11 protein-coding genes are annotated in these 12,088 nt (G+C 70.4%); 5 read left to right on the forward strand and 6 right to left on the reverse strand.

The window, feature by feature from the left end; all coding sequences use genetic code 11:
- The first annotated feature begins 1 nt into the window (after nt 1).
- The 4 genes from WT97_RS08670 to WT97_RS08685 all read left to right on the forward strand — a co-directional run bounded on the left by WT97_RS08670 (nt 2) and on the right by WT97_RS08685 (nt 3,762).
- A complete protein-coding gene (locus WT97_RS08670; protein WP_059500731.1) occupies nt 2–934 on the forward strand; it encodes a 4-hydroxyproline epimerase in 933 nt (310 codons plus the stop codon).
- On the forward strand, nt 931–2,058 hold the full coding sequence (locus tag WT97_RS08675) for an FAD-binding oxidoreductase (protein WP_060036211.1): 1,128 nt from the start codon (nt 931–933) through the stop codon (nt 2,056–2,058). The genes WT97_RS08670 and WT97_RS08675 overlap by 4 nt, the downstream gene beginning before the upstream one ends.
- Before the next feature lie 205 nt (nt 2,059–2,263).
- Complete coding sequence (locus WT97_RS08680; RefSeq protein WP_060353453.1) at nt 2,264–2,497, forward strand: 2Fe-2S iron-sulfur cluster-binding protein; 234 nt, start codon at nt 2,264–2,266, stop codon at nt 2,495–2,497.
- Nucleotides 2,494–3,762: an FAD/NAD(P)-binding oxidoreductase gene (locus WT97_RS08685; RefSeq protein ID WP_060036210.1), complete on the forward strand. Its 1,269-nt coding sequence runs from the start codon at nt 2,494–2,496 to the stop codon at nt 3,760–3,762. The genes WT97_RS08680 and WT97_RS08685 overlap by 4 nt, the downstream gene beginning before the upstream one ends.
- Before the next feature lie 70 nt (nt 3,763–3,832).
- On the opposite strand, the gene WT97_RS08690 is transcribed toward WT97_RS08685, so the two are convergent.
- From WT97_RS08690 to WT97_RS08700, 3 genes are all read right to left on the reverse strand, one after another.
- The gene (locus tag WT97_RS08690; protein ID WP_060036209.1) at nt 3,833–4,111 is read right to left on the reverse strand and encodes a hypothetical protein; all 279 of its coding nucleotides are present in this window, start codon (nt 4,109–4,111) and stop codon (nt 3,833–3,835) included.
- Between the two features lie 96 nt (nt 4,112–4,207).
- Nucleotides 4,208–5,536, reverse strand: a complete 1,329-nt coding sequence (locus WT97_RS08695) for a cytochrome-c peroxidase (RefSeq protein WP_060036224.1) — start codon at nt 5,534–5,536, stop codon at nt 4,208–4,210.
- A 53-nt stretch (nt 5,537–5,589) separates the two neighbouring features.
- A complete protein-coding gene (locus WT97_RS08700; RefSeq protein WP_059500727.1) occupies nt 5,590–7,053 on the reverse strand; it encodes a metallophosphoesterase in 1,464 nt (487 codons plus the stop codon).
- 163 nt (nt 7,054–7,216) lie between these two features.
- On the opposite strand from WT97_RS08700, the gene WT97_RS08705 reads away from it, so the two are divergent.
- Nucleotides 7,217–8,065 (forward strand): class I SAM-dependent methyltransferase, encoded by an 849-nt coding sequence (locus tag WT97_RS08705; RefSeq protein ID WP_060036208.1) that lies wholly within the window; start codon nt 7,217–7,219, stop codon nt 8,063–8,065.
- Nucleotides 8,066–8,166: 101 nt separating this feature from the next.
- Here the strand turns inward: WT97_RS08705 and WT97_RS08710 are convergent, their stop codons facing one another.
- The 3 genes from WT97_RS08710 to WT97_RS08720 all read right to left on the reverse strand — a co-directional run bounded on the left by WT97_RS08710 (nt 8,167) and on the right by WT97_RS08720 (nt 11,992).
- On the reverse strand, nt 8,167–8,478 hold the full coding sequence (locus WT97_RS08710; protein WP_059500725.1) for a hypothetical protein: 312 nt from the start codon (nt 8,476–8,478) through the stop codon (nt 8,167–8,169).
- Nucleotides 8,475–10,496, reverse strand: a complete 2,022-nt coding sequence (locus tag WT97_RS08715) for a BCCT family transporter (RefSeq protein ID WP_059500724.1) — start codon at nt 10,494–10,496, stop codon at nt 8,475–8,477. The genes WT97_RS08710 and WT97_RS08715 overlap by 4 nt, the downstream gene beginning before the upstream one ends.
- A 308-nt stretch (nt 10,497–10,804) precedes the next feature.
- Entirely contained in the window at nt 10,805–11,992 is a 1,188-nt protein-coding gene (locus tag WT97_RS08720; protein WP_060036207.1) for a porin, read from the reverse strand.
- Nucleotides 11,993–12,088: the final 96 nt, after the last annotated feature.

Raw genomic sequence — 12,088 nt, forward strand, 5'->3', positions numbered from 1 at the left:
GATGAAGCGCATCCAGATCATCGATTCGCACACGGGCGGCGAACCCACTCGGCTTGTCGTGTCCGGTTTTCCGTCGCTCGGCAACGGCACCATGGCGGACCGACGCGACGTGCTCGCGCGCGAGCACGACCGTTACCGCACCGCGTGCATCCTCGAGCCGCGCGGCAGCGACGTGCTGGTCGGCGCGCTGCTGTGCGACCCGGTAGCGGCCGACGCGGCGGCCGGCGTGATCTTCTTCAACAATAGCGGCTATCTCGGGATGTGCGGGCACGGCACGATCGGCGTCGTGCGCACGCTGCATCACATGGGACGCATCGCGCCCGGCGTGCACCGGATCGAGACGCCGGTCGGCACCGTTGAGGCGACGTTGCACGACGACCTGTCGGTCAGCGTGCGCAACGTGCCCGCGTATCGCCATGCGAAGGACGTCGAAGTTGACGTGCCGGGATACGGCCCCGTGAAGGGCGACGTCGCGTGGGGCGGCAACTGGTTCTTCCTGATCAGCGACCACGGGCAGCGCGTCGCCGGCGACAACGTCGCGGCGCTCACCGCGTATGCGTCGGCCGTGCGCGAAGGGCTCGAACGCGCGGGCATCACCGGCGCGAACGGCGGCGAGATCGATCATATCGAGCTGTTCGCCGACGATCCCCGGCACGACAGCCGCAGCTTCGTGCTGTGCCCGGGCCTCGCCTACGACCGTTCGCCGTGTGGCACCGGCACGAGCGCGAAGCTCGCGTGCCTCGCGGCCGACGGCAAACTCGCGCCGGGCGCCGTGTGGCGGCAGGCGAGCGTGATCGGCAGCGTGTTCCACGCGAGCTACGAGCTGGCCGACGGCGGCATCGTGCCGACGATTCGCGGCAGCGCGCACCTGAGCGCGGAAGCGACGCTGCTGATCGACGAAGACGATCCGTTCGGCTGGGGCATCGGGTCGTGAACGAAACGAAGACCGACGTCGTCGTGATCGGCGCCGGCATCGTCGGTGCGGCGTGCGCGCACGAACTCGCGCAGCGCGGGTTGCGCGTGCTCGTCGTCGACGACGCGAGCGGCGGCGCGACCGGCGCGGGCATGGGGCACCTCGTCGCGATGGACGACAATGCGGCCGAGCTCGCGCTGAGCCATTACTCGATCGAACTGTGGCGTGCGTTGAGCGGCGAGATGCCCGACGGCTGCGCCTACCGCAACTGCGGCACGCTTTGGCTCGCGGCCGATGCGCACGAGATGGATCTCGCGCGCGCGAAGCAGGCGACGCTCGCTGCGCACGGCGTGGCCGGCGCGCTGATCGACGCGGCGGCGCTCGCGCAACTGGAGCCGATGCTGCGCGCGGGCCTCGGCGGCGCGCTGAAGATTCCGGGCGACGCGATCCTCTATGCGCCCGTCACCGCGAACTGGCTGCTGCAGCGCGCGCCGCGCGTCACGCTGCGCCGCGAGCGGGCCGTCGCGGTCGATGGCCCGAACGTGACGCTCGCGAGCGGCGACGTGCTGCGCGCGGAGCGTGTGGTCGTCGCGAACGGCGTGGCGGCGCGCACGCTGCTGCCCGAATTGCCGCTGCGCCCGAAAAAGGGCCATCTGCTGATTACCGACCGCTATCCGGGCCAGGTGTCGCACCAACTCGTCGAGCTGGGCTATGCGGCGAGCGCGCATGCGAGCGACGGCACGTCAGTCGCATTCAACGTGCAGCCGCGGCCGACCGGCCAGTTGCTGATCGGCTCGTCGCGCCAGTTCGACACCGAGGATGCGCAGGTCGAGCCGCCCGTGCTCGCGCGCATGCTGCGTCGCGCGGCCGGCTACCTGCCGAATCTGGCCGACCTGAACGGCATCCGCGCATGGACGGGTTTTCGCTGCGCGAGCCCCGACGGCCTGCCGCTGCTCGGCGAGCACCCGGCGCGGCCGGGCGTATGGCTCGCGGTCGGGCACGAAGGGCTCGGCGTGACGACCGCGCCGGGCAGTGCGCGGCTCGTCGCCGCGCTGATGGCCGGCGAGCGGCCGCCCATCGATATCGAACCGTATTTGCCGGGACGCTTCCTGACTGCGTCCCCCGTAGCCGGAGCGCTGACATGAAACGATCCCCACGCGCACTTCGTTCGCCGTTGGCCGGAGTGGGCGCTTCGGCGCTTACTCCGGTTCCATGCAAGGCGCCCCCCACGGGGGCGGTCAGCCTCTTTGGGGCGGTCCGGCGGAGGCTGACATGAAACGACCCCCACACTCACTTCGTTCGCTGCTCCCCAAGGGGGCGGTCAGCCTCCTTGGGACGGCCCGGCGGAGGCTGATCATTCATCTGGACGGCCGCGCGCTGACGGTGCCCGGCGGTGTGACCGTCGCGGCCGCCGTCGCGGCGAGCGGCGACGACATGACGCGCGTGTCGTGCACGGGCGCGGCGCGAGCGCCGTTTTGCGGGATGGGTATCTGTCAGGAATGCCGGATGACGATCGACGGCCGGCGCCGGCTGGCGTGCCAGACGCTGTGCCGCGACGGCATGCAGGTGGAGCGCACGCGATGACACAGGAACGATTGAGCGTTGACGTCGCGATCGTCGGCGCGGGGCCGGCCGGGCTGTCGGCCGCGCGGGCCGCCGCGCGCAGCGGCGCGACCGTCGCGATCGTCGACGACAACCCGCGCGCGGGCGGGCAGATCTGGCGGCAGCCGGCTGCGGCCGCACCGACGCGGGCCGCGGCCGAACGCCTCGCCATCCTGCGGCAGCCGAACGTCACGCATCTCACGGCGACGCGCATCGTCGCCGAAACGCAGCCGGGTACGCTGCTGCTCGAGGACGACGAGCGCGGGCTGCTGCTCGATTTCCGGACGCTGATTCTCTGCTGCGGCGCCCGCGAGCTGCTGCTGCCGTTCCCGGGCTGGACGCTGACCGGCGTGACCGGTGCGGGCGGCTTGCAGGCGCTGATCAAGTACGGGCTCGACGTGCGCGGGCAGCGCACGGTGATCGCGGGCAGCGGGCCGCTGCTGCTGGCGAGCGCGGCGACGGCCCGGCAGGCCGGCGCACGCGTGTCGCATGTGCTCGAACAGGCCGCATGGAGCGACGTGGCCGGCTTCGGCGCGGGGCTGTGGCGTTGGCCGTCGAAGCTCGCGCAGGCCGCGAAGCTCGTCACGTCGGCGTATCGGCCCGCTGCGCACGTTGTCGAGGCCTTCGGCGACGTGCGGCTCGAACGCGTGCGGATTCGCCAGGGCGATCGCGAATTCGACGTCGACTGCGACCGGCTCGCGTGCGGCTTCGGCCTCGTGCCGAACACCGTGCTGCCGCGCCATCTCGGCTGCCGGGTCGAGAACGGCGCGGTGGCGGTCGACGCGCATCAGCGTACGAGCCGCGACGGGTATTTCGCGGCGGGCGAATGCACGGGCGTCGGCGGCAGCGAACTGGCAATGGTCGAAGGCGAAATCGCGGGCTACGCGGCGACCGGGCAGACCGCACAACTGGCCGAGCTCGTCGCACGGCGCGCGCACTGGCAGGCTTTCGCGGATGCCGTTCGCGAGCGCTTCGCGATCCGGGAGCCGATCCGCCGGCTCGCGCGGCCCGACACGCTGCTGTGTCGTTGCGAGGACGTGCGCTTCGACGCGGTCGCACGGGAGCCGGGCTGGACGGCCGCTAAACTGCAGTCGCGTTGCGGGATGGGCGCGTGCCAGGGCCGCGTTTGCGGCGCGGCCGCGCAGGCGCTGTTCGGCTGGGCGCCGCCGGCGCCGCGCACACCGCTCGTGCCCGCGCGGGTCGGCACGCTGATGCTCGACGGTACGGGGTCCTGCGGCGGCGCATGACGCGTGCGGACTGGCGAATACACGAGTGCGCCGGCCGGACGCGGTACCGAAGCGGCAAGCCGCCGCCATTTCATCGGCCGACCGCGTGTGTGGCGAGGTGCTGGCGGATCAGCGACAGGTAACGATCGCCGACCGAGAAATCGCGGACCGCGCGCGGCCGGGCCGGGGCCGGCCGCAGCGTGGCCGGCGCACTCATGCCCAGATACCGGCACACGGCGGACGGAAAGGGCTTGCGCGTATGCCCGAGCTGACGCGCCGCGCGCTCGACGCGGGCATCGCCGACCTGGGCACGAAGCCACGCCAGCACTTGGCGATCGGTGTCGTTGACGATACGGACCAGATGTTCCATCGCGCACCCCACTGTTCATAAATACAGTACTGTAAATATAACCAGTAGTTGCGGTAACTGCAAGCGGTGGCGCGCCGACCGGCCGTTCGGCCAGGGTCAGCGCGCCGGTGCGGCGGTGCGCGTGATCCGCGCGTCGGGCGCGGCCGAGGTGGCGCGATCGGTATAGCGCGCGTCGGTCAGCGTGCCGAGGAACGCGACGATGTCGTCGATTTCCGCGTCGGTCAGCGCGGGCGGCGTGCCGGGCCGGCGGTTCATCGGCGTCGAGTTGACGTTGATGTTGCCGCGATAGGCGGCCGGCACGTCGTCGAACGTCCTGGCGCCGTGATACCAGAAGCCGGGATCGGTCGAGCGCGTGTTGTAGAACGCGACTGCGTCGCGCAGCGTCGTGAACACGCCGTTGTGCATGAACGTTTGTTTGACCGCGACGTTGCGCAGCCCGGGCGTGCGCAGGTAGCCGCACCATTGCGTCGGTTCGGGCCAGCGCAGCCGTCGCGCGGTGTCGCACAGCCCGTTGTCGAAATGGCGCGGATCGCGGTTCGCCGGCAGCGCGCGGTTGCGCGGCACTGCGATCGCGTCGTAGCCGAAATCGGTGAAGAGCGAGCGTTCCGGGCGGCTCGACGTGTCCGACAGCGTATGGCAGGTCATGCAATTGCCCTTGTCCGGATTCCGGAACAGCGCGAGGCCGCGCATCTCGGCCGGCGCGAGCGGCGTGCGCGTGCGCAGGAATGCGTCGAAGCGCGACGTGAACGGCGCCATCTCGTCGCTCTGCAGATAGGCTTCGACGGCTGCGCCCAGCGCGCGCACCAGTTGCTCGGGATCGCGCCGCACCGGCGCGCCGAAGCGCGCGGCGAGATCGGTCGCGAGTTCGGTCGCATCGACCTTGCGCAGCAGCGCGGCCGGCGACCGGTTGTTCATCTCGTTCGGATCGAACAGCGGCCCGCGGATCTGCTCGGCGAGCGTATCCGCGCGGCCGTCGCTGAACAGGCCGCCGAACGGCGACGGAGCCGGCGCATCGTCGTCCTGGTAGAAGTGGCGGCGCGGCACGTAGCGCACGTACAGCAGCGACGGCGCATTGCGTCGGCTGAAGCGCCCGGGCCGGCTGCCTTCCGGCACGCCGGGCCCCGCGAGCGATGCGGCCGACAGCGTTGGCGCGAACGCGCGGCCCGGATCGTGGCAGCCCGCGCACGACATGCCGCGCGGCTCGGATAGCCGCGGATCGAAGAAGATCCGGCGGCCGAGCGCGACGAGCGTCGGGTCGGGCGCGAAGCGGGCGGTGGCCGCGTCGATCTTGCTCGTCACCTGCGGCGTGCCGTTGCCGATCGTGTCGACGACGCGCGACGGCGGCGCGCCGGGAAGCAGGACCGTTTCGGCCGGCGCGGCGTGGGCCGCGAGCGTCAGGCCGGCGAGCACGGTCGCGGCAAGCATGTGCAGCGTCTGCCGGCCGCGCCCGCCGTGGCCGTCGCATCGAACTGCTTCCGTCACGGCGCGATGAACCCCGTCTTGTCGCAGGCGAGCGTCGTGCCCGACTGGTCGCACGACGCGAGCCGCTTGCCGGCCGCCGAATACGCATGGAACACCCAGCCCGTCGCCGGTGCCGGCTTGCGCTCCATGATCAGGAAACCGAAGCTGTTATTGTGCGACAGCCGCTCGATCACGGCGCCCGGCGCCGGCGTCAGGCCGGCCGGGAACGGGTCGGGCAGCGCGACGTCGAGGTTGTCGCCGCCGTTGCCGGACACGATCGTCGCCGGGTGCCCGGACGAGAAGTTGATCGCCTGGAAATCGTGCACGTGGCCGTGCAGCGCGACGTGCACGCCCGGCGGGTAGTACGCCTGCGCGTTGAGGCTCGACATCACCGACTGCAGCGCGAGATTGCCCGGCGCCGGCGTGCTGCCGGCGATCGGCGCGAACGCGAGGATCGGGTGATGGTTCGTGAAGATCGTCGTCGTCATGCCGGGCTTCGACGCGAGCGATGCGACCGTCTGGAACTGCTTCTGGTAGATGCCGAACTGCGCGTCCGTCGTCTTCAGCGGGGTGCGGCCGACCTTCGCGGTGTCGAACACGATCACCTGCGAGCCGCCGCCGAGCGAAACCGCGTAGGGTTCCGAATAGTTCGCGTTGTTGTCGTTGGCCGGATCGTCGCACGAACGTGCGGCCGAATACGGGCGCGGGTCGAGGAAGCGGAACCAGCCCTGGCCCGCGCGCGCGCATTCCTCGTGATTGCCGCGCACGACGACCCACGGCGCCTTCGCGAGCAACGGCGCGGCCGGGCGGAACAGGTCGGCCTGCCACGTATCCCAGCCATAGCCCCACGGGCTGTCCTTGCAGCCGGCGATGTCCGGCGGGCACGCGTTCTCGCGATAGTGGTAGTCGCCGACGTGCAGCACGAGATCGGGCGACAGCTTCGCGACGCTGGCCGCGATCGTGTCGAGCGGCCAGACCGCGGCGTCGTTGCACGCCTGCCATGCGTTGTCGGCCTTCTTCATCCGGCAGCCCGTGTCGGCGATGATCGCGATGCGCTGCGGCTGCGCTTTCGGCAGCGGCAGCGTGCGGCCCGCGACGCTGGCCGCCTGCGCGCCGGCGGGCAACGTCGCCTCGCAGACGGACACCGGGAAACTCGACGGTTTCGAATCGGCCGGGTCGCTGGCGGTCGGCCGCTGGGCGACGGTCGCGGCGCCCGCGCGCAGCGTCATGCGCGACAGCTTGCCGTCGACGGTCAGTTGCGGGCACGGCGAATCGCCGGCCGACGCGGGCGTGTAGTTCGTGATGACGCGCGCGATCGCCTGGTTGGCATCGCCGATCTCCACCCATGCGGCCTGGACGTTGACCGACGCGCTGGCCGGATCGTCCGGCGTATCGATGTGATTCGAGCACGCGGACAACGCGGCGAGGGCAACAAGAGGAGCGCAGCGCACGAGCAGCGCGCGCGTGATGAATCGTCGCATGGGAGGGGGCGGCACCGTAGGAAAGTCGTCAACGATACGCAGCGCGAATGTAAGAAATGTGAAAAACGGGGCGTGACGGGGCGCACGCCGGCGGCCTTGACTTCAAGCCGGCTTGAAGTGGCACAGTCCGGTCCGTCATCAATGAATCGGAAGGGGATCGACGATGGAAGCCAACCGGCCCAACGAAGCGCAATCGGCGCTATGGAACGGTCCGTCGGGGCGCGCATGGGTCGATGCGCAGGCGTCGCTGGACCGGATGTTCGCGCCGTTCGAAACGCTGCTGGCGGATGCTGCCGCGGCGGCGTCTGCAAGCCGCGTACTCGATGTCGGCTGCGGCACGGGGGCGGTCACGCTCGCGATCGCGCGGCGGCTCGGTGCGAACGCGCAGTGCACGGGCATCGATATTTCGGCGCGGATGATCGACGCCGCCCGGGCGCGCGCCGAACGCTGCGGCCTGCACGCCCGCTTCGTGTGCGCGGACGGGCAGACGCATGCGTTCGAGCCGGCGAGCGTCGACCTGATCGTGTCGCGCCTCGGCGTGATGTTCTTCGACGATCCGATGCGGGCGTTCGCGAACCTGCGGCGGGCGGCGCGCCCGGGTGCGCAGATGCGGTTCGTCGCGTGGCGTGGCGCGGCCGACAATCCGTTCATGACGACGGCCGAGCGGGCGGCCGCGCCGCTGCTGCCGAACCTGCCCGTGCGGAAGCCCGGTGCGCCGGGCCAGTTCGCGTTCGGCGACCGGCAGCGGATCGCATCGGTGCTGTCGGACAGCGGCTGGGCCGACGTTGCGATCGAGCCGGTTAATCGGGCGTGCGTGCTGCCGGAGTCCGCGCTGGACGACTACATTGCCCGGCTGGGCCCGGTAGGCCTTGCATTGCTGGAGACGGACGACGCGACGCGGCGGTGCGTGATCGACACGATGCGCGCGGCGTTCGAGCCGTACGTGCATGGCGCCGACGTGCGTTTCGATGCAGCGTGCTGGCTCGTGACGGCGCGCGCGCCGAGCGCATGATGGGTAGCGTGACGGCAGCGGATCAGGGCGGGGTTAGCTGCCGGTCGGCCCCGCGCGTGACCGTGCCCGCGTGACGAAGCGGGTGGCGCGACGCGCGGGCGTCAGCGTTTCCGCGCGCGCAGCATCAGCCACGCGCAGCCACCGGCAACCAACGCGAGTCCGAGCAGGACGGCCTCGGCGCCGAGCGCGAAACCGGGCGGCATTTCACCGCTGTTCGGTACCGGCGACAGGTTGCCGCCCATCGCGACGGCGCCGCCGGCGAGCAGCGCCGCGCAGACGATCCAGTAGACCTTGCCGAGCGGCGCCGCGGCACGGATCCGCCACAGCGCGATGCCGGCGCCGCCGAGGTACAGCACGGCGAGCGTGCCGAGTGCGATGACGTCGACAGCGCGGCTTTGCAGCAATCCGCTCACTCGGCCTCCGTCGCGTGCCCCGGCGCGCGGCTCAGCAGGTGCGTGCGTGTGTCCGCGGCGAGCGACACGTAGCGTTCGTACTGGCGCAGCACGTCGGCGATCACTTCGTCGCCGCGCAGGTATTCGACGTCGTAGCCGAGCCGGCCATCCTCGAAGAACGTGACGATCCCGTACACGTGCGCCCGCGCGGCTTCCGGCTCGGCCGCCTCGCGCATCAGGAACGCGGCCGCGGATTTCGCGGTGACGCGCACGCCATACACGAAATCGCGGTGTTCGGCGGTCGGCACGGTGAGCCGCACCGCATCGTCGCCGTCGCGCTGCACGTGCGCATCGACGCCGCTCGCGCGCAGCTCGTCGGCGACCTTGCGCAGCGCGGGCTCGACCGTCTCGGCGACGAACTGGCGCGCCTCGGCCTCGGTCGTCTGCCGCAGGATGTGCGTCAGGCGATGGCGCCAGTGCTGGCCGGTCCAGAAGCTCGCCGCGGGCGCGATGTCCTGCGAATAGTGCGCACGGTCGGCCGCGAGCCCGCGCCACAGCCCGTAGCACAGCGCGAGCATGATGAGGGCGACCGGCAGCGCCGCGATCAGCGTCATCGCCTGCAGCGCGCCGAGCCCGCCCGCGACGAGCAGCACCGCGGCCGTCACGCCGAGCAGCGCGGCCCAGAACAGCCGCTGCCAGACCGGCGAATGCGCGTTGCCGCGCGTCGCGATCTGGTCGATCACGAACGCGCCCGAATCGGCGGACGTGACGAAGAACACCGCGATCAGCACGATCGCGACGATCGACAGCAGTTGCGGAAACGGCAGGAAATCGAAGAAGCGGAACAGCAGCGCATCGACGTTGGTCGCCGTCTGCGCGAGCGCGCCGGCCGCGCCGTGCGTGTCGAGCCAGATCGCGCTGTTGCCGAACACTGTCATCCACACGAGGTTGAACGCGGTCGGCACGAGCAGCACGCCGATCACGAACTGGCGGATCGTGCGGCCGCGCGAGATGCGCGCGATGAACATGCCGACGAACGGCGACCACGACACCCACCACGCCCAGTAGAGAATCGTCCAGCCGCCGAACCAGCCTTCCTCGCGCGGCGGCGCGTAGGCGTATGTGCGGAACGACAGGTCGACGAGGCTCGACAGGTACTGCCCGATGTTGTCGCCGAGCGCGCGCAGCAGGAATGCCGTCGGGCCCGCGACCACCACGAAGGCGAGCAACAGGAACGCGAGCAGCAGGTTCAGCTCGGACAGCCGGCGCACGCCCTTGTCGAGGCCGGTCGCGGCCGACACGCCCGCGAGGATCACGACCACCGCGACGAGCCCGATGCGGAACAGGTTGCTGCCCGTGTCCCACCCGGCGGCCGTATGCAGGCCCGCGCTCAGCTGCATCACGCCGTAGCCGAGGGTCGTCGCGATCCCGGCGACCGTGCCGACGAGCGCGAACGCGTCGACCGTGTGACCGATCCAGCCGTTAATGCGCTCGCGCAGCACCGGATACAGCCCCGAGCGCAGCGTGAGCGGCAGGTTGTAGCGGAAGCCGAAGTACGCGAGCACGAGCCCCATCAGCCCGTAGATCGCCCACGCATGGAAGCCCCAGTGGAAGAACGTCATCAGCATCGCCTCGCGTGCGGCGGCGGGCGTGCCGGAATCGACGGTCGGCGGCTTCAGGAAATGCTGCATCGGCTCGCCGACGCCGAAGTACATCAGGCCGATGCCCATGCCGGCCGCGAACAGCATTGCCGTCCACGACACGAAGCTGAATTCGGGTTCGGCGTCGTCGGGGCCGAGCCGGATATTGCCGAAGTCGCTGGCGGCGATTAGCACGAGAAACACGAGGAAGCCGGTGACGGCGAGCACGTAGAACCAGTCGAACCGTGCGATGACCCATTGCTGGCCGGCGGAGAACAGCGCGCCGGCTTCGCTCGGGTGCAGTGCGCACACGACGAGTAGCGCGCCGATGACGGCGAGCGCGGGCAGGACGACCTGCGGCTTGAATGTCGTGCGGGGCGAGGGACGGGAATCCGGCATGGCGGGCATCCAGTTGTGGGCGCAACGAAGCGCGACGCCGCCCGGCGCGCACGTCGCGCGTCGGACCCTGATACGGCGTGCGTCGAGTGTACCGCGGTGTCAGGACTGCAAGAAGGGGTATGCAGAAGGGATGAACCTGACGGATTGTAAGGTATCGCGGCGATCGAGAAAATCCGCGCGATGGGCGCGGCGGGCCGGCGAGGCGGGGAAAACGCCGCGGCGAACGCGTATCGGGCGCCCGGACGGCGCGTGCGGCAAGCGCGTCGTCCGGGCCGGAGACGGCGCGCGGAAGGCGCCGTCGGCCAGGTTCAGAACGTGACGGCGATCCCGGCCATGCCGACGAACTGGCCGTGCGTCGTCGACGGCGTGAGCTGCTGCGAATCGCCGACGATCGGCGCCGCGTCGACGATGTGGCCGGCGCCTTGCGCGCCGAGCGTCCGCCCGCTCGAATGCGTGTACGCCTGCAGCGCATAGAGCGTCGTGCGTTTCGACAGGCTGTACGACTCCTTCAGCGAATACTGCTGATAGCGGGCCGCATTCGCGACGCCGTTCGCCTTCGACGCGAGCGTATACGCGAATGCGCCGGCCACCGAGAACGTCGGCGTGAAGCGATACGCGGCAAGCGCGCCGTAGGTGTTGAACACGGCCGTGTCGGTGAAGGTCGAGCCGTTGCCGGGCAGATACTTCACGTTCGAATAGTTGAGCCCCATCGTCAGGTCGCCGAGCGTGTAGTTGCCAGCCGCCGCAACCTGCTCGACGGCTTTCGCGGTGAGGTAGCCCTGATTCAGCACGGATACCGCGAAGCTGCCCGACGATGCGGTGGCCGGATTCAGGAAGCCCGCGGACGAGCCCGAGCTGTTGATCCGCAAGTAGCCGGCCGCGATCCCGATCGGCCCGTTCGCGTAGCGCAGCGCGGCGCTGAACGTGTTGCCCTTGCCGGTCGCGCCGGCAATGCCGCCGAATGCGTACATCGCGCTCGCGCTCAGCCCGGCGAAGGTCGGCGACGTATAGGTGACCGAGTTGTTCACGCGAATCGTCGTGTCGAGGCCGTCGATGTCGCCCGGATGCGCGCCGGTGGCGCCCGTCAGCCAGCTGCTCGACGCGTACGGGCCGACGAACAGGAAGTAGGGCGTGTACTGGCGGCCGGCCGTGACCGTGCCGTAGCGAACGTTGCGCAGGCCGACGAAGGCCTGGCGGTTGAATATCGTGCCGGCGGCGGCCTGCGCGCCCGTATTCAGGTTGAAGCCGGCCTGCAGGTCGAAGATCGCGTGCGTGCCGCCGCCGAGATCCTCGTCGCCGCGCAGCCCGAACTTCGACGCATACAGGTTGCCGTCGCGCATGTAGACGTTCGAGTGTCCCTGCTGGTTGTTGACGTACGCGAGCGAATCGTCGACGACACCGTACAGCGTGACGCTGCTCTGCGCGTGGGCAGCGGTCGTGCCGAGCGACGCGGCCGATAAAATCAGGATTGCATAACGGTTGGCGGATGCTTTCATTGTCGATCTCCGGGTCTCTTCATCTTTTCGAGGGGCGGGAGGTTGAATGCCTCCTCTGTGGCAGGGGGCGGGCCGCGCGAACGGCCCGCCCGATCG

The organism is Burkholderia sp. MSMB1459WGS (assembly GCF_001534535.1).
Classification (GTDB): domain Bacteria; phylum Pseudomonadota; class Gammaproteobacteria; order Burkholderiales; family Burkholderiaceae; genus Burkholderia.